General features: G+C 46.3%; 6 protein-coding genes, 2 tRNA genes and 3 rRNA genes. 8 read left to right on the top strand and 3 right to left on the bottom strand.

Annotated elements, in window-relative coordinates; genetic code table 11:
- The first annotated feature begins 434 nt into the window (after positions 1 to 434).
- From R3D00_20900 to R3D00_20875, 6 genes are all read left to right on the top strand, one after another.
- A 16S ribosomal RNA gene (locus R3D00_20900) occupies positions 435 to 1,951 on the top strand.
- Between the two features lie 118 nt (positions 1,952 to 2,069).
- Positions 2,070 to 2,146, top strand: a tRNA-Ile gene (locus tag R3D00_20895).
- 17 nt (positions 2,147 to 2,163) lie between these two features.
- Positions 2,164 to 2,237 (top strand) — tRNA-Ala (locus R3D00_20890).
- 103 nt (positions 2,238 to 2,340) lie between these two features.
- Positions 2,341 to 5,206, top strand: a 23S ribosomal RNA gene (locus R3D00_20885).
- Positions 5,207 to 5,318: 112 nt separating this feature from the next.
- Positions 5,319 to 5,430 (top strand): 5S ribosomal RNA (gene rrf / locus R3D00_20880).
- Together the 16S, 23S and 5S rRNA genes with 2 tRNA genes alongside form the textbook arrangement of a ribosomal RNA operon.
- Before the next feature lie 118 nt (positions 5,431 to 5,548).
- A complete protein-coding gene (locus tag R3D00_20875) occupies positions 5,549 to 6,886 on the top strand; it encodes a PhoH family protein (protein ID MEZ4775652.1) in 1,338 nt (445 codons plus the stop codon).
- A gap of 704 nt (positions 6,887 to 7,590) precedes the next feature.
- On the opposite strand, the gene R3D00_20870 is transcribed toward R3D00_20875, so the two are convergent.
- Positions 7,591 to 8,697 (bottom strand): hypothetical protein, encoded by a 1,107-nt coding sequence (locus tag R3D00_20870; protein ID MEZ4775651.1) that lies wholly within the window; start codon positions 8,695 to 8,697, stop codon positions 7,591 to 7,593.
- A gap of 413 nt (positions 8,698 to 9,110) precedes the next feature.
- Here R3D00_20870 and R3D00_20865 point away from each other — a divergent pair, with 413 nt between their 5' ends.
- Entirely contained in the window at positions 9,111 to 9,851 is a 741-nt protein-coding gene (locus tag R3D00_20865; protein MEZ4775650.1) for an ABC transporter permease, read from the top strand.
- A gap of 34 nt (positions 9,852 to 9,885) precedes the next feature.
- Positions 9,886 to 15,423: an MG2 domain-containing protein gene (locus R3D00_20860; GenBank protein ID MEZ4775649.1), complete on the top strand. Its 5,538-nt coding sequence runs from the start codon at positions 9,886 to 9,888 to the stop codon at positions 15,421 to 15,423.
- 11 nt (positions 15,424 to 15,434) lie between these two features.
- Here the strand turns inward: R3D00_20860 and der are convergent, their stop codons facing one another.
- The gene (gene der, locus R3D00_20855) at positions 15,435 to 16,742 is read right to left on the bottom strand and encodes a ribosome biogenesis GTPase Der (protein ID MEZ4775648.1); all 1,308 of its coding nucleotides are present in this window, start codon (positions 16,740 to 16,742) and stop codon (positions 15,435 to 15,437) included.
- A gap of 66 nt (positions 16,743 to 16,808) precedes the next feature.
- Entirely contained in the window at positions 16,809 to 19,427 is a 2,619-nt protein-coding gene (locus R3D00_20850; protein ID MEZ4775647.1) for an ATP-binding protein, read from the bottom strand.
- Positions 19,428 to 19,455: the final 28 nt, after the last annotated feature.

The following is a 19,455-nucleotide window of genomic DNA, read 5'->3' as shown; positions in this document are numbered from 1 at the left end:
TGATTATCAAATGATTCCGGAAAATGTGGAAAACTATGATGGAATGAGGTTTGGAGATTGAAAATACCCGTTGTACCTTTGTCATCCCTTCAATAAAGAAGTGGTCGTTATTTTAAAACCGGGTAAGTTTAGTAAAAATCTGCGAGACAGAAAAGCTTATTGTTTAAATGGTAAGTTTTGAGTGCTGAATGGTTAGAATCTGAATTTTTTCAGAAAAAAAAGAAGATTTGTTTGCAGATTTAAAAATTACCCTTACCTTTGCGAGGCTTTTAGAAAAACGGGTTAAAAAAAGAGTTTAACAGGGGATTGAGGAGCGGGCGAAGCGGGGAAAAAATAAGAGTTCATTGAAATACGTTAAGATGCAGAACTGAGATTTGCTTGTTGCGAAACAAGCGAAGCCTAAAGGAAAGTAGACGATATCGTAAGAGAAATCTACGATGGAGAGTTTGATCCTGGCTCAGGACGAACGCTAGCGGCAGGCCTAATACATGCAAGTCGAACGGTAAGGTCTCTTCGGAGACTACGAGTGGCGCACGGGTGCGTAACGCGTATGCAATCTACCCTCCGGTGGGGAATAGCCAGTGGAAACGCTGAATAATACCCCGTACGATTCATGAATCGCATGGTTTATGAAAGAAAGCTTTGGCGTCGGAGGATGAGCATGCGTCCCATTAGCTAGATGGCGAGGTAACGGCTCACCATGGCGATGATGGGTAGCTGGTCTGAGAGGATGATCAGCCACACGGGCACTGAGACACGGGCCCGACTCCTACGGGAGGCAGCAGTAAGGAATATTGGTCAATGGGGGCAACCCTGAACCAGCCATGCCGCGTGCAGGAAGAAGGCCCTCTGGGTCGTAAACTGCTTTTATCAGGGAATAATAATATGCTATAGGCATAGATGTAGGTACCTGAAGAATAAGCACCGGCTAACTACGTGCCAGCAGCCGCGGTAATACGTAGGGTGCAAGCGTTGTCCGGATTTATTGGGTTTAAAGGGTGCGTAGGCGGTTTGTTAAGTTAGTGGTGAAAACGTCCCGCTCAACGGGATACCCGCCATTGATACTGACAGGCTTGAGTATGTTCGAGGAAGTTGGAATGCGTGGTGTAGCGGTGAAATGCATAGATATCACGCAGAACGCCGATTGCGAAGGCAGACTTCTAGGACACAACTGACGCTGATGCACGAAAGCGTGGGGAGCGAACAGGATTAGATACCCTGGTAGTCCACGCTGTAAACGATGGTCACTAGGTGCTCGGGACTTCGGTTTTGAGTGCCCAAGCGAAAGCGATAAGTGACCCACCTGGGGAGTACGGTCGCAAGACTGAAACTCAAAGGAATTGACGGGGGCCCGCACAAGCGGTGGAGCATGTGGTTTAATTCGATGATACGCGAGGAACCTTACCTGGGCTAGAATGCCTCTGACCGCCGCCGAAAGGTGGTTTTCCTTCGGGACAGAGTGCAAGGTGCTGCATGGTTGTCGTCAGCTCGTGCCGTGAGGTGTTGGGTTAAGTCCCGCAACGAGCGCAACCCCTATTCTTAGTTGCCAGCACATAATGGTGGGGACTCTAAGGAGACTGCCTCCGCAAGGAGTGAGGAAGGCGGGGATGACGTCAAATCATCATGGCCCTTACGCCCAGGGCGACACACGTGCTACAATGGACGGTACAGCGAGTAGCGAGCCTGCGAAGGTGAGCCAATCTCTAAAAGCCGTTCTCAGTTCGGATTGGAGTCTGCAACTCGACTCCATGAAGTTGGAATCGCTAGTAATCGCGGATCAGCCATGCCGCGGTGAATACGTTCCCGGGCCTTGTACACACCGCCCGTCAAGCCATGGAAGCCGGGGGCACCTGAAGTCGGGGGTAAAAGCCCGCCTAGGGTGAAACTGGTAACTGGGGCTAAGTCGTAACAAGGTAGCCGTACCGGAAGGTGCGGCTGGATTACCTCCTTTCTAGAGAAAACAGGATCTATTGAATTTAGGTATTAGTTCTGCATCACGTATTTTCACTTAGTTCGGTTGCGAGATTGGTCGAAAGGCCAAGGGTAAAGGGCTACGGAACTAACTAGAGGGGCTTGTAGCTCAGGTGGTTAGAGCGCTACACTGATAATGTAGAGGTCCGTGGTTCGAGTCCACGCAAGCCCACCACGAAGAAGTCGTGGCTGGGGGGATTAGCTCAGCTGGCTAGAGCACCTGCTTTGCAAGCAGGGGGTCGTCGGTTCGACTCCGACATTCTCCACGAAGACGGAAGGGATCTGAAGTCTGAAGTTATTTGACATATTGTAAGAAAAGATAGAGTAGCAAAAAATGCGGCTAAGCGATTAGCTGTATGCAAGAGTTAGAAGAAAAAAGAGAAGGGTGTACGGGGGATGCCTGGGCATCTGGAGGCGAAGAAGGACGTGGCAAGCTGCGAAAAGCTTCGGGGAGACGCAAGCAGTCTGCGATCCGGAGATATCCGAATGGGGCAACCCATCTGCTACGGCAGATATCCCAGCAATGGGAGGCGAACGCAGGGAACTGAAACATCTAAGTACCTGTAGGAAGAGAAAACAAAAGTGATTCCCTAAGTAGTGGCGAGCGAACGGGGAACAGCCCAAACCGGTGCGGTTACGGCCGCATCGGGGTTGTAGGACCACGAGATGGAAAGAGGGAGGAAGTCGAAGACCGTTGGAAAGCGGCACGAGACGGGGTGATAGTCCCGTAGACGTAACGAACTTGGACCTAGTGGAATCCTGAGTAGGGCGGGGCCGGAGAAACCCTGTCTGAAACTGGCGGCACCATCCGCCAAGGCTAAATACTCCCAGATGACCGATAGCGCACAAGTACCGTGAGGGAAAGGTGAAAAGCACCCTGCATAAGGGAGTGAAAAAGTACCTGAAACCGTACACCTACAAACAGTCGGAGTCTGCTTAGGCAGATGACGGCGTGCCTTTTGCATAATGAGCCTACGAGTTGCTCCTCACTAGCAAGGTTAAGGATTTAAGGTCCGTAGCCGGAGCGAAAGCGAGTCTTAACAGGGCGGAGAGTTAGTGGGGGCAGACGCGAAACCTTAGTGATCTACCCATGGGCAGGTTGAAGTGGCTGTAACAGGCCATGGAGGACCGAACCAGTATACGTTGAAAAGTGTTTGGATGACTTGTGGGTAGGGGTGAAAGGCCAATCAAACTGGGAAATAGCTCGTACTCCCCGAAATGTTTTTAGGAACAGCCTCGGGGTGAGTCTATCGGAGGTAGAGCTACTGATAGGGCTAGGGGGAGTCACATCCTACCAAACCCTGACAAACTCCGAATGCCGGTAGATATCCCCGGGAGTGAGGGCTAGGGTGCTAAGGTCCTGGTCCGAGAGGGAAAGAACCCAGACCATCAGCTAAGGTCCCCAAATGTATGCTAAGTTGAACTAACGTGGTTTGAGTGCGAAGACAGCTAGGATGTTGGCTTGGAAGCAGCCATTCATTTAAAGAGTGCGTAACAGCTCACTAGTCGAGTGCTTGAGCATGGATAATAATCGGGCATAAAGCATACTACCGAAGCTATGGTATCTGCTTAGGCAGATAGGTAGGGGAGCATTCTATGGACAGAGAAGCTGAACTGCGAAGTTTGGTGGAGTGCATAGAAAAGCAAATGTAGGCATAAGTAACGATAATGCAGGTGAGAAACCTGCACACCGAAAGACTAAGGTTTCCTATTCAATGCTAATCAGAATAGGGTTAGTCGGGACCTAAGGCGCACCCGAAAGGGGAAGTCGATGGAAAATCGGTTAATATTCCGATACTTTTTCTGACTGCGATGGGGCGACGCAGGCTTGAAACCACCGCGTGGAGACGGAATTCCACGTTAAAGGGTGTAGATAGAAGTTTTGTAGGCAAATCCGCAGAACTTGTCGAACCTGACAGTACCGCGAGGCTACGGCTGAGCGGAAAGTGTGGGTAAAGACTGCCAAGAAAACCCTCTAAGCATAGGTCAGAGAGACCCGTACCGTAAACCGACACAGGTAGTCGGGGTGAGAATCCTAAGGTGCTCGAGTGAATCGTGGCTAAGGAACTCGGCAAATTAGTCCTGTAACTTCGGGAGAAGGGACGTCTGCTTCGGCAGATCGCAGAGAAATGGCCCAGGCGACTGTTTAACAAAAACACAGGGCTTTGCAAAGTCGAAAGACGCAGTATAAGGCCTGACACCTGCCCGGTGCTGGAAGGTTAAGAGGAGGGGTTCACGCTCTGAATCGAAGCCCCAGTAAACGGCGGCCGTAACTATAACGGTCCTAAGGTAGCGAAATTCCTTGTCGGGTAAGTTCCGACCTGCACGAATGGTGTAACGATCTGGGCACTGTCTCGGCCACGAGCTCGGTGAAATTGTAGTACCGGTGAAGATGCCGGTTACCCGCTACGGGACGAAAAGACCCCGTGAACCTTTACTATAGCTTAGTGTTGCCAACGGTTGAAGAATGTGTAGGATAGGTGGGAGGCTATGAACCGGGGACGCCAGTCTTCGGGGAGCCGTCCTTGAAATACCACCCTTTCTTTAATGGTTGCCTAATTCCGCAAGGAAGACAGCGCTAGGTGGGTAGTTTGACTGGGGTGGTCGCCTCCAAAAAAGTATCGGAGGCTTCCAAAGGTACCCTCAGTACGGTTGGTAATCGTACGTAGAGCGCAATAGCAGAAGGGTGCTTGACTGAGAGACTCACAAGTCGATCAGGGACGAAAGTCGGGTATAGTGATCCGGCGGTTCCGCATGGAAGGGCCGTCGCTCAAAGGATAAAAGGTACTCCGGGGATAACAGGCTGATCTCCCCCAAGAGCTCACATCGACGGGGAGGTTTGGCACCTCGATGTCGGCTCGTCACATCCTGGGGCTGGAGAAGGTCCCAAGGGTTGGGCTGTTCGCCCATTAAAGTGGCACGCGAGCTGGGTTCAGAACGTCGTGAGACAGTTCGGTCTCTATCTGTAGCGGGCGCAGGAAAATTGCGCGGAGCTGACCCTAGTACGAGAGGACCGGGTTGGACCGACCGCTAGTGTACCAGTTGTGGCGCCAGCTGCATCGCTGGGTAGCTATGTCGGGAAGGGATAAGCGCTGAAAGCATCTAAGTGCGAAGCCCACCGCAAGATGAGTTTTCCCTTGAGGGTCGTGGAAGAAGACCACGTAGATAGGCGATAAGTGTAAGTGTGGTAACATATTCAGCTGAGTCGTACTAATCACCCGATAGATTTTCTTCGCTTTGCTTTACTGCAAAGTGCTCCATTTGCTGCTTTATCTTTACAATATGTCGAACTTATAGCGACACAGGGCCGTTTTCGGGAACGGTACTCAACTTGTGTCAACCACCTTTTAGGTGTCCATAGCGTGGGGGTCCACCTCTTCCCTTCCCGAACAGAGTAGTTAAGCCCCACTGCGCCGATGGTACTGCGGTAACACGTGGGAGAGTAGGTCGACGCCACCCTTTGTGAGGTCATTCCATCCGGAATGACCTCTTTTTTTTTGACTAATGCCATCCCGGGATTATCAATGGATACCTCACTTTTTTATTGTAACTTGTACAAAATCTATTTCGCCGCTATATGCCGAAAAGAAAAGTTGCAAAAAAAATCTACGTCCTCGACACTTCTGTTATCCTATACGACAATCAGGCGATAACTAATTTTCAGGAAAATGATATCGCTATCCCGATCACCGTACTGGAAGAGTTGGACAACTTCAAGCAGGGTAATTCTACCAAAAATTTTGAGGCCAGGGAGTTTATCCGGTTTATAGATAAACTTTCCGGAAAGTTCACCCTCCAGGACTGGATACCGCTGGAAGGTTCCGGACTGGGACATTTTAAAGTGCTGATGTCCCACAAACCTGTTTCACTGGATGCCGAAAGGGTATTTGATCATGCAAAACCAGATCATAAAATCCTCAACGCGGCAATTGCCCTTCAGGAAGAAGAAAAACAAAGTAAGGTCATACTGGTAACAAAGGATATTAACCTCCGGCTGAAAGCCAAAGCACTGAATCTGCCCGCTGAAGATTATGAAACCGGCAAAATTAAAGATGTCGGTAACCTGTATACGGGTAAGTCCCTGAAAGAAAATGTCCCGGAAGATGCCATTGATAAGATCTTTCGGGATGAATCGATTCCTACGAATCTGATATTTGATGAACATCCGGTGGAAAACCACTACTTTATTCTCCGAAATGGTACGCATTCTATTCTGGCCTACCATAATCCATTCAAAAATCAGCTGGACAGGATCGATAAAAAATCTGCATACGGAATTATTCCCAAAAATGCAGAACAGACCTTTGCGCTCCATGCAATCATGAACCCGGATATCAAACTGGTTACTATCCAGGGAGTCGCGGGCACAGGGAAAACACTTCTGGCCCTGGCTGGCGCCTTAGAACAAAGACGGGACTACAGACAGATTCTGATCGCCAGACCGGTTATTCCGCTGGGAAATAAGGATATTGGGGCACTTCCCGGAGACATTAAAGAAAAACTAAATCCCTATATGGAACCATTATGGGATAACCTCAAGTTTATTAAAAATCAGTTTCCTCCCTCCGATAAACGATACAAACAAATAGAGACCATGCTGGAGGAAGAAAAGATCGTGATCACCCCTCTGGCCTATATTCGGGGAAGGAGCCTTTCCAAAGTGATATTTATAATTGATGAAGCCCAAAATTTGACTCCACATGAAGTTAAAACCATTATTACGCGGGCAGGTGAGAATACAAAGCTGATATTTACGGGAGATATCAATCAGATCGATACACCGTATCTCGATGCTCAAAGCAACGGACTTTCCTATATGATTGATAAGCTGAGAGGGCAAAAATTATTTGCCCATATTACCCTTGAAAAGGGAGAAAGATCAGAACTGGCAAATCTCGCCAATCAGTTGCTTTGATCGTTGAAACTGCCTGATTAGGATATCCACAGTGTGTATAAAATATGTGGATAACTTGTGGAAAGGCGTAAAACTTGTTTATAATTCCACATCAAAAAATTTGTAAAGGCAAATATATCCAGCGATATTAGATTCATCAAGTGAGAGATAAAAGACAGGTTAAAAGAAACCCCACTCACTAACAGAACCTGCCAAAAAGCAGAATTCTGGAGTCGTTCTCTAACAAGCAGGTGAATAACCGAAATGAAGAGGAGTTTTTGGTGAAATCCTAAGGGATAGGGTATCAATATATCAGCAATGAAATAAAGATATCCGGTACAGCAGGTCACAACTGTAAAGATGTGTCTGATTGATATTAACCAGAAATTGTTTCGCTGGATGTACATGTCTGCAAGGATATTGTACAAGTCATACGGCAAAGTCTATGGATAGAGCCGGAGACAAGTCCAATAAAAAACTGTGCTGTCAGGAAAAGTCAACTCCGCAAGGAGGCTTCAGCGCACGACAAATCCTGATGGTTCGTCTGATACCGCGGTTCTTCGGAGCTTAAGTTGAAAGACTGTCCAATAACTGTAACTTGACGTTGCCAGTATCCTACGGGAGCTGACAGCGAAGCGGGAACCCTATCCAAAAGATTGAGTTCCCGCTTCTGTTTTTATATAAATGGATGTAATTTTTTTGTTTAATAATAAACAAAATACGCTTTAGAGTCCAGGCGATTGGCGGGACACAGTGGGCTTCATATAATCGATATCCCGTGTGATCGTATGAATACTACCTCCGGTCTGTCGGGCTATTTTTATATAATCGGGGTGAATGGCGCTTCCGCGCTTAAGATCACAAATGATAATCCTTATCGGGCGGTTGATTTTATCCAGCAATTCCATATCCCGGACATCACTTTTGTTGTCAGCAATCAGAATCACTTCATCAAAGTTGTCGAGATACTGTATGCCCGTCAACACTGCTTCCAAATCATTTTCGGGAGAATCACCCCCATTTCCCTTTTTCATTACATACTCCATGGTAGAAACAATCTCCTCCATATCACCTGACTTGGCCCGGTAAACCCCGCCTGCCCGTCCTGCTTTTTTCTGCCACGTTTTTTTATTATTGCCGTCGTTAAAGAAAACAAAATGCCTGACCTTGGGGTCCCCCTGCTCGATATTAAGTTTGTACCAGAGAACCAACTGCGCACCAAATTTGTACATAGAGCCCGTCCAGTCCATGACTACGAGCATATTTTTCCATTGAGGGTTTCTTTCCATAACCCTGAAAACAGTAGAGTCTCTGGAAATAGCCCTTCCGGCAAGCAGGTCCTTTAACTGTTCCGGGGATTCAATATCGTCAATGACAGGCGCTTTCCTGGGCCGGTACTTGATGACAAAGCCATGAAAATATTTTTTTGCTTCTTCTTCCGTCATACATTGAGTCTGGAGAACCATATTCCAACGGATGTTGGGTGACTGGAGCGAAGAATCCAGCTGAAATAAAGTAATCAGGCGGTCATTGAGCAACTGGTAGTAATTGGTCCGCCATTCTTCAATATTTTTAGGATACTTGGTGAATACAAGATCAATTTCATAAGCGGTATTTTGCCGGGAAAGCGATTCCCATTCTGCCGCATTTTCCATCTCAAATTTTGCATACTCCATACGGAGCGCAACCTGAGGCGTAAATTCTGCAAATGTATAAAATGGAACTTCATACGTATTCCATTTGATATGATCATAAAGAATCCTGTCATCTGCTCTGAGGGAAGCGGTGAGTAGCAGATAGATAGCCGATAATATGACGAAAGTTTTTTTCATGATCTCTTTGAAAGGCAGAATTCAATTGTCAAAAAGAATATTTACACCTCACACAGAATTCATTGGATTTGCTTATGCTTCTACACTTATAACGAAAATAACGGGGAATCATTATTTAATTAATGGAAAATACAAAAACGGTGATTCATTGTCAATGGGCTTTTTTTTACCTGTTGGATTTTTTGTTTAGGAACGCCTGAAAATCTCTACCATAATGTTAGTTAAAACCTGATATATTTTGAGCGCATAAATACTCTTTTTCTAACGATACGAAAGGAATTGGGGTTTGGTGATCTGATATGAGAAAAATTTCTTTACTTTTCTATTATAACGTTCAAAGAGTCAAAAGATACAGTTGCATCCCTGCACAATATTCGCTTTTTTGGGGCGGTCATTCATCAATCTGATATTTATTGAGTAAACTGTTTTTTCATATTGGCCGGTATTTCCTCCTTTTGGGTGGAATGTTTAAGACACTGGAAAAACCGCTGATCTATTACAGGCTGGCGATGACAGAAGTGATCTCTATGATCATGGGGAGTATGACGATTGTCGTGATTATTTCAGTTTTTATCGGGGCAGTAAGTACGCTTCAGACCGCCTATCAATTGGTTACGAGTCTGGTGCCTAAATCTATTATTGGTTCCGTAGTTTCTGCTACGACCTTGCTGGAGCTTTCCCCGACGGTATTGACTTTTATACTTGCTGGTCGTATTGGCTCTAAAATCGCTTCTGAGATTGGTACCATGCGGGTTACTGAGCAAATTGATGCTTTAGAAGTAATGGGTATTAATTCGAGTGCGTATCTGATTCTCCCAAAAATTGTCGCCGGGCTTATTGCACTCCCGGTATTGGTATCTGTTTCGGCCTTTCTTGCACATATTGGGGGAATGGTGGCAGGAGACCTTTCGGGCGCTGTGACCAGCCTGGAGTTTACTATCGGTGTACAGACCTATTACAATGCCTATCAGGTTGCTGTCATGTATGTAAAGGCCTTTACATTTGGATTAATTATTACTACTGTATCAGCTTATCAGGGATATTATACACAAGGTGGTGCGCTCGAAGTTGGTGCATCCAGTACTAAAGCGGTAGTATATAGCTGCCTGAGTGTGGTACTTGCCGATTATCTGATTGCTGAAGTTATGCTATAAAAAACCTTCTCATACATTCTCACCCCTTCCAGCTATGAAACAAAAACTTCTTATTCTCCTTGCTGCTTTAAGTGCTGTATCTATTCTTTCGGGAGGTATATACTACCTCACCGCTGAGCAAAGTAATCTGGAATTTACCGTGTATGATACCGGTTTTAATGATTATCTCTCTGCTTATACCGCAGGAGAGATCAGCCGGAATTCGCCGATTCGTATCCGGTTTGCCTTTGATATCGCGAGTTCTGAACAGGTAGGTAAAATGGTCGATGAAAGCCCCTTTGCTTTTTCTCCGTCTATTGCAGGCACAACGCAATGGATTGATAGTCGAACCATCGAGTTTAAACCCGCCGAAATGCTGCCATCAGGGACTATTTACCGCGCCCGGCTGGATATGCAGCAAATCCAAAAAGAAATTCCTGATGATCTGGCTTCTTTTCCGTTTCAGTTTGCTACCCGTCGTCAGGATTTGTCTGTGCAGCTCACGGGAATCCGTCCGGTTGGTCAGTCACAGCCTCACTGGCAGCAGGTTTCTGGCATTGTGAAGACGGTCGATTTTGAGCCTGCCGAAAATATTGAAAAAATGCTCAATGCAACCACAAAGGGCAGGTCGCTGAAAATCAAATGGATACATGATGAGTCCTCAAATGCGCATTCATTTCTGGTAGATAGTCTTGCCCGGACTGACAAATCCTATGAAGTGGATCTTTCGTGGAATGGCGCAAAGTTGAATGTTGACAGCCGGGGCGAAAAGAAAATTCCGGTTCCCGCACTGGGTAGTTTTTACCCTATTCAGACTTATACCTTTAATAGTCCCGATCCCTATGTGATTCTGGAGTTTTCCAATCCTGTGAAAAAAGATCAGGACCTCAGTGGGCTTATATCAATGGGGGAGACAGGGCTACGATTTACGATTGATGCAAACCAGATCCGTATTTATCCCCGCAGCGCGATTACCGGGCCTGTAGAGATCAAGGCAGAGCCGGGAATTTTAAGTGCGGATGATGAAAAGCTGAATATCCCATTCCGGGAGAAAATTGTGTTTAGCGAAATAAACCCTGAAGTGAGGCTGGTAGGGCAGGGAACCATTTTACCCCGGTCAGAAAATGCGCTTCCTTTTGTTTTTGAAGCTATTGGCCTGAAAGCAATCGATGTCAGGGTCATTAAAATTTTTGAAAAAAATGTCCCTCAGTTTTTACAGGTAAATCAGTTGGATGGAAACAGAGAAATGAAAAGAGTGGGGCAGATGGTCGCCAAAAAGCGGATAGACCTAGATAAGAATACGGAACTGGATCTCAACACCTGGAACCGGCATTCCCTGGATCTGAGTAGCCTGATCAATACCGATCCGGGGTCGATATATGAAATATCACTCGGCTTCAGAAAATCTTATGCATATTTTACCTGTGGCGAGGATGAGCAGGAAAAAGATAAAGATATGCTGGAACTGGAGGAAGGTTGGTTTACTTATGTGGAAGGTGCCGAAGACAGCTATTGGGATTATTATTATGAAGATTATGATGACAGGGACAATCCCTGCAAACAAGCCTATTACAATTCAGACCGAATTGCCAAACGAAATATTCTGGCTTCTGATCTCGGCCTTATTGCCAAACAAGGAAGCCAGGGTTCTTTTTACGCAGTAACCAATCTGAAAACAACTCAGCCTGTCGCAGGCGCAAAGCTGGAAGTCTATGACTATCAGCATCAGTTGATTACCACTGCAACGACAGATGATAAAGGGATGATCAGGGCCAAATTTGACCGCACGCCTTATCTGATGGTGGCAAAAATGGGTGATCAGCGGGGCTATCTTCGGCTGGATGATGGCTCTGCACTTTCCATGAGCCGGTTTGATACTCAGGGTAAAAAATATCAAAAAGGGGTAAAAGGTTTTATCTATGGAGAAAGAGGGGTGTGGCGTCCCGGCGACCCGGTATTCCTCACATTTATACTGGAAGATAAAGATAAAACACTGCCAGCCGGTCACCCGGTGATTTTTGAGTTACTCGATCCGAATGGGCAGGTAGTTGAAAAAATGGTGAGAACCGAAGGGGTAAATGGTTTTTATCCTTTTCCGACATCCACGGCACCTGATGCTCCTACCGGCAACTATCTGGCAAGAGTGAAAGTAGGGGGCTCGACGTTTACCCAATCTGTAAAAGTCGAAACGATTGTTCCCAACCGACTGAAGCTCGAACTGGATTTTGGCGTTCCCTATTTGTCAAAACAGACATTTACCCGCGAGGCAGACCTTAAAGTACAGTGGCTGCACGGAGCAATTGCAAAAAACCTTCAGGCAGATGTGAAGGTAACGCTCCAGGATGCGCCTGTATCCTTTCCTAAGTACTCGGCCTTTACTTTCACTGATCCGGTAAGAAAGTTCTCCTCAGAGGAAAAGACGCTGTTTGAGGGCAAGCTCAATGAACTTGGCCTGGCAAAGATTCCTGCAAAGATCACCGCCAACAGCGATGCCCCTGGCATGCTGGTCGCAAACTTTAAAGGAAAAGTATTTGAACCGGGTGGTGGATTCAGTACCGACCGTTTTAGCATGCCTTTTCATCCCTACGATACATATGTTGGGCTAAAAGCACCTAAAGGGGATGCCGCGCGTGGGATGTTGCTGACTGATACCGATCACAATATCGAAATTGCCACGGTGGATAAGGAAGGCCGGCCGGTATCCTCAGAAGTTGAGGTGAAATTTTACAAGCTGGAGTGGAAATGGTGGTGGGATAATTCTGAAGACAATATTGGTACATATCAGGGGAAAGTGAATGCAACTGAACTTCAGTCTGCAACCGTCCGGACCGTTAATGGTGCAGGGGTTTGGAAGCTGAATGTGAAATACCCTGATTGGGGCCGGTACCTTATCAGAATGACTGATAAAAATGGACATGCCACCGGGAAAATCGTATACATCGACTGGCCAGGCTGGGCCGGTCGCTCTACAGACAATGACCGGGGAGGCGCTCAAATGTTGAATTTTACCACGGACAAGGAATCCTACACAGTAGGTGAAACCATTCAACTGAGCATTCCTTCCGGTGGGAAGGGCAGAGCTTTGATAAGCGTGGAGACCGGTACAAAAGTTTTGCAGGCTTACTGGGCAGATGCCACGGAAGGAACTACTCGTTTTTCCATACCGACAACCGGAGAAATGGCGCCCAATATTTATGTGAATATAACCCTGCTGCAGCCTCATGCGCAAACAGCCAACGATCGCCCGATCAGATTGTATGGCGTAGTGCCCGTGAAGGTTGAGGATCCTGCCACCCACCTGACTCCCGTGCTGGCCATGCCCGATCAATTGGAGCCAAACTCGCGTTATGCCGTAAAGGTAAGCGAACAGAAAGGCAAGCCCATGACCTATACACTGGCTGTTGTGGATGAAGGTCTCCTCGGGCTCACGCGGTTTCAGACACCTTCTCCCTGGCAGACATTTTATCAGCGTGAGGCGCTGGATGTTCGCACCTGGGATATTTTTGACCATGTGTTGGGTGCATTTGGCGGGGAAATAAAAAGTATGCTCAGTATCGGCGGGGGCGCTGATTCCGATGGACCTGAGGGTAAAAAGCCTGACAGATTTAAACCTGTAGTTAAATTTCTGGGTCCCTTTGAACTTAAGGCGGGAGAGACTCAGACACACAATATCGATATGCCCAACTACGTCGGCGCTGTGCGAACGATGGTTGTCGCAGGTTCGCCCAATGGCGCATACGGCTCTGTTGAAAAAAGTACCACGGTCAAAAAGCCGCTGATGGTGCTGGGTTCACTTCCACGGGTATTGGGGCCTGGTGAACAAGTACAGTTACCTGTGACGGTGTTTGCCCTGGAGGATAATATCAAAACGGTGAATGTAACCGTTCAGACCGGTAAACAAATGCTGGTGGAAGAAAATGAAACCCAGGTAGTTCGTTTTTCTGAAACCGGCGAAAAAATGGCAAACTTTAAGCTATCCGTACTTAGTACTCTGGGTAAAGGGACGGTGAAAATCACGGCACAATCCGGTGATCAGATCGCCACATACGAAACCGATATTGAAATCCGTACGCCAAACCCACGTGTTACGGATGTGTTTGCCAAAGAGTTGGAGGCCAGTGGCACATGGGAGCAGAATATTGAGCCTATAGGTATGAGAGGAACCAGCCATGGTATGGTAGAAGTTTCGGCTATTCCTCCGCTCAGCCTGGGCAACCGCCTGGAATACCTGGTGCACTATCCTTATGGCTGTATTGAACAGACGACTTCAAGCGTTTTTCCACAGGTATATCTTACGCATTTGCTGAATCTTTCGCCATCCAGAAAGGAAGATATTGACAAAAATATCCGCGCAGGGATTGCCCGGTTGAAGCTGTTTCAAACACCTGGCGGAGGGTTTGCATATTGGCCCGGGCAGTCTGAAGTCAATGAGTGGGGCACCAACTATGCAGGGCATTTTCTTCTGGAAGCAGAAAAAGCAGGATATTCGCTGCCCGCTGATCTTATCCAAAACTGGAAATCTTACCAGCAGACGCAGGCAAGGGACTGGAATGGCGGAGATGACGGGGCTGCACTTAATCAGTCCTATCGCCTGTTTTTACTTGCTTTGGCAGGGCAGCCTGAATTGGGCGCGATGAACCGTATGCGTCAGCGCACGGGCGTGTACTCAGCTGCCATGTGGAATCTGGCAACCGCTTATTACCTCGCCGGCCAAACGGAAGTTGCTGCACAAATGACCAAAACCTTAAGTAAAGATGCCAAAAAGTATAAGGAGCAAAATGGCACATTCGGCTCGACAGTAAGAGATCAGGCGGTAATTCTTCAGGCCCTAAGCGTGATGGATCGGAAAGCAGAAGCGACAACACTGGTCAAATCAATTTCGGATCGACTGAGTTCGGAAGGAGAAATGAATACCCAGGAGATTGCTTATTGTCTGGTTGCCATGGCGCGTTATGTAGGCGAGGGGGGAAGTACAGCCCGGCTGAAATTCTCATGGCGGCTTGACGGTGGAAAATGGCAGGACATAACTGAAAATTCTCCGCTATGGCAGGTAGAACTGTCGGATGTGAAAAAGGGAAAACTGGAGTTGAAAAATAAAGGGGGCGGATTGATTTATCCACGTCTTATTTTGGACGGAATACCTCAGCAGGAAGATACTACCAGTTCTTCCAACGGTGTCGCGATAAAGGTTACCTATACCACAATGGATGGTCTGCTTCTTGATCCTTCTAAAATTGAGCAAGGGACAGATTTTATTGCTAAGGTAATGGTGAAAAATACCGGAACAATGGATTATGAACAGATGGCGATTACCCAGATATTCCCTTCAGGCTGGGAGATTCACAATACACGCCTGGATGGTTCCGGGCCGGGGGGTGTCATTCCTACGTATCAGGATATTCGGGATGACCGGGTATTTTCCTTCTATGATCTGAAGCGATCCAGTACAAAGACATTCCATATTTTATTGAACGCCAGTTATCTGGGAAGGTATTATCTGCCGACAGTAGTTACGGCTGCTATGTACGATCCGACAATCCAGGCGCGCCAGGGCGGGCAGTGGGTACAGGTAGTACCTGCAATCAGCAACTAGCAGGTTATGAACTATTTTTGTCTGAAAAAGAGGTTTACCGGTACGCCGGTAAACCCAAATCTTTCACGAAGTTGATTCTCCAGATATCGCTTGTACGATTCCTGAATATGTTGCGGGTGATTCGTGAAAAAGAGGAATGTCGGTATTTTTGCCGGAATTTGTGTCACGTATTTGATACGGATGATGCGGCCTCTCGAAGTTGGCGGATGATGGCGATTTATGGCATCGAGCATCTGTTCGTTCAACTCATTGGTAGGGATTTTTTTCTCGAGATTGGCGTAAACGGCTGATGCTTCTTCAAGCACTTTGATGAGTCGCTGTTTGGTCAATGCCGAACCAAAAATGATTGGAATATCATTAAAAGGAGCGATTTTCTCCCGGATAATTTTTTCGAAATCGCGGGCAGAATTGGTTTCCTTTTCCATGAGGTCCCATTTGTTGACAAGCAGGACGACCCCTTTTTTATTTTTAACAATCAGGCTGAAAATAGCGAGATCCTGGGATTCAATTCCCTGGGTAGCATCGATCAGGAAGATCGTAACATCTGAGCTTTCGATGGCTTTGATGGTGCGCAGGGTAGAATAAAATTCAATATTCTCCTGAATTTTGGCTTTTTTTCTCAGCCCTGCTGTGTCAACAAGAATGATGTCCTGGCCAAACGAATTAAATCGGGTGTCGGTGCTGTCCCGGGTTGTGCCAGCCACAGGTGTGACGATATTGACATCTCTGCCGAGCAGGGCATTGATCATACTCGATTTGCCCACATTCGGTTTCCCAACTACGGCAAAACGGGGAATGCCTTCTATATCTGTATAGGATTTCTCTTCGGGCAGCGCCTCGATAATCGCGTCCATTAATTCGCCCGTGCCACTGCCATTGATCGCAGAGACTGGGAAAATCTCGCCAAGTCCAAGTTCATAAAACTCGTAGCTGTCCATCACCTTATTGGGGGTGTCGACCTTATTGGCGGCAAGAATGACCTTTTTGGGATTTTGACGGACGAGGTTGGCGAAAGACTTATCGAGTGGCGTCACGCCCGCCGTAATGTCCACCATAAAAATCAGCACATCTGCTTCTTCCATCGCAATATGCACCTGCTCTCTGATGGCTTTTTCAAATACATCTTCTGAGGCCGGGACATATCCTCCTGTATCTATAACCGTAAATTCATGCCCTGTCCATTCGGACTTTCCATAATTCCGGTCGCGGGTTACACCGCTCATATCATCGACGATCGCCTTCCTCTCCTCAATCAAACGATTAAAGAGGGTAGATTTGCCAACATTTGGCCTGCCTACAATTGCTACTATACCACTCATAAACGGAGCGCAAGCTACAAGGTATCAGTGAGTTTCCCAAGTTTACTTTTTCTACGTGATACAAAATTATGCAGCGGATTCAATTTCTTCGAATTTATGATACCTGGCAATCATCTGATACAGGGTAATCGGGTCAAATGGTTTGGTTACAATATCATTCATTCCTGCCTCCATGATCAATTTTATTTCTTCTTCCAAAGCAGAAGCCGTAAGCGCAATAATGGGCAAATCAGCAATAACTGGATTGGTGGACTGGCGAATCATTCGGGTAGCTTCAATCCCATCCAACTCTGGCATATGAATATCCATCAGGATCACATCAAACTTTTCCTGATAGATCTGATCGAGTGCTTCCTGGCCGTTGTTGACAACGATCGTGCGGATTTCCCATTTTTCCAGAAATTTTCGGGCGATTACCTGATTGATTTTGTTGTCTTCTGCGACGAGTACCTTCAGCCCGCTCAGATTTTTGAAGGTTTTTTGTTTTCCCGATGCATCTTCCGTCATGGTTTTTAGAATATTTAAAGATGGCTTTAACGGCAGCGTAAAATAAAATGTACTTCCTTCTCCGGGGATACTGGTCAGATGAATTTCTGAATCCATCAGTTCCAGTAACTTTTTGGTAATTGCCAGCCCAAGCCCTGTTCCGCCATATTTTCGGGTCGTATCAGCGGAGGATTGGGCGAACTGTTCAAAGATTAGCGCTTGTTTGTCCTCCGGTATGCCAATACCGGTATCGATTACTTCAAACTTTATTTTCTCATCATTCGTTTTTTCGACCCGCAGTTCTACCGACCCTTGTTCGGTAAACTTAACGGCATTACCTACCAGATTGGTAAGTATTTGCCCAAGTCGCACAGGATCGCCATTGTATATTTTTTGCATGGCGGGATCGTAATTGTATTTGACAACTACATTTTTATCCTGTCCCTTGATACCCAATGAATGAGTAATTCCCCGGACAAGCTCATTCAGGTTAAAATCTATGTGTTCGATGCTGAGTTTTCCGGACTCAATTTTGCTAAAATCCAAAATATCGTTGATCAGACTAAGCAGGCTGGTTCCTGAAAATTTAAGGGTGTTCAGATATTCCATCTGATCGGGTCGAGGTGAATCATCGAGCAGCAGATGAGTCATACCGATGACGGCGTTCATGGGCGTGCGAATTTCGTGACTCATAATAGAGAGAAACTCTGCCTTTGCTTTGGAGGCATCTTCTGCGATTTCCTTAGCTTTTTTCAAGTCGATGGCCTGTTCCTGGAGTTTCCCATTTGCTATTTTCTTAAACCGAAACAAGCTGTATAAATAAATCACCAACCCGATCGTGATGAGCATACCCAGAATAGACAAAACCAGAAAAACCCGTTGTGTTTTGATCATCTGCTTTTGCGAATCTTGTTCCATGCGCAAAAGATTTGCTTCGGCTTCCTGCTTTTCCATTTCAAACTGATGCCGGATATTGGCAGTTTTCTGGATACTGTTTTGATTGATCAGGCTGTCTTTATATTCTGTATATTTTTTGTGAAAGGCGAAGGCCTCCTGAAAATTTTTGGTGGCTTCCGCAAAATCGGTGCGAAGCTCGATTGCTTCCACCTTTTGGGAGAGAGAGCCTTTCCGCATGGCTAGCGCATAGTTTTTGTCGATATAGTTTCGGGCCTTATCGGGCTGGTTGAGGCTGAGATAGTTTGCCCCAAGGTTGTTGTAAATATGAATCCTGATGTCGGTTTCATCCGTGCCGGCAATTAAGTCGAGGGCTTTATACAGGTACTCATTGCTTTTGACGTAGTCTTTTTGTTTGCGATACAGCGCGCCGATATTATTGAGCAGCAGTACCGTTTTACTGGGCACGTTCAAATCTTCGAATATTTTCAGCGCATCTTCATAGTTGATAAGGGCAAATTGATCCTGATCTAAATTTGAAAAGGCTACACCGAGGTTAATATAGGCGATTCCCTCAAAGTCTTTGCGTTTTGCTTCCATTCCGATACGCAGGAAATTGTGGAAATAATCCAATGAGAGGGAATCCATCTCCTGATCAAGAAAAATCAACCCCATATTATTGTAAACAGAAGCCATCCCAATGGAGGATTCCTGCTTTTCCCATTCGTTCATCGCTTTTTGCAGCGATTCCATGCTGGCCGGATAGTTCCCTAATTTTTGATACAACAGCCCCTTGATTTCATATATCTGTGGCAGTTCTTTGATGTTTTTCTTTCCGGTATTTTGAATCAGGGAAAATGCCGAATCGCAATAGCGAAGCCCATCTTCGTATTGCCCTTTCATGTAGCAGTTGTTTGCCAGACGATAGAAAATAACCACTAATTGATAATTATCCCCAACCTCGGAGTATAATTGGGCAGCATTAGCAAAACAGTTATTGGCATCATCCAGTTGTAAGACATATTCATTGATGTATCCAAACCCACGATAAACCTTTGCAATTCTCGCGGTGTCTTCCATTTCAATGGCCATCGACTCTGCTTTATTGAGAAAATAAATGGCGGAATCGATAGAACCAGGAAGAAAATTGTCTACAAGGTGAAGGTAGGTGATGTACTTTACCGTGTCAATTTGAGTTGCTGATATTACCCTTTTGAGACTATCTGCCTTTTGAGTTGATTGAGTAAATGCCAGCGAACAGAACAATATTAAAAACCCAGGTGTAAAAAAGTATTTATGCCCCATTTTGCCTTAATTTCCTCCGAAAGGTCAT

The organism is Bacteroidia bacterium (genome assembly GCA_041391665.1).
Taxonomy (GTDB): Bacteria; Bacteroidota; Bacteroidia; order J057; family J057; genus JAGQVA01.
Note: the sequence above shows the minus strand (reverse complement) of the source record. Positions and strands in the feature narration are given on the sequence as shown.

Excerpts from the sequence above, each read along its gene's own strand:
- R3D00_20875 (MEZ4775652.1), top strand. The coding sequence starts at position 5,549 with ATGCCGAAAAGAAAAGTTGCAAAAAAAATCTACGTCCTCGACACTTCT.
- R3D00_20870 (MEZ4775651.1), bottom strand. The coding sequence starts at position 8,697 with ATGAAAAAAACTTTCGTCATATTATCGGCTATCTATCTGCTACTCACC.
- R3D00_20860 (MEZ4775649.1), top strand. The coding sequence starts at position 9,886 with ATGAAACAAAAACTTCTTATTCTCCTTGCTGCTTTAAGTGCTGTATCT.
- der (MEZ4775648.1), bottom strand. The coding sequence starts at position 16,742 with ATGAGTGGTATAGTAGCAATTGTAGGCAGGCCAAATGTTGGCAAATCT.
- R3D00_20850 (MEZ4775647.1), bottom strand. The coding sequence starts at position 19,427 with ATGGGGCATAAATACTTTTTTACACCTGGGTTTTTAATATTGTTCTGT.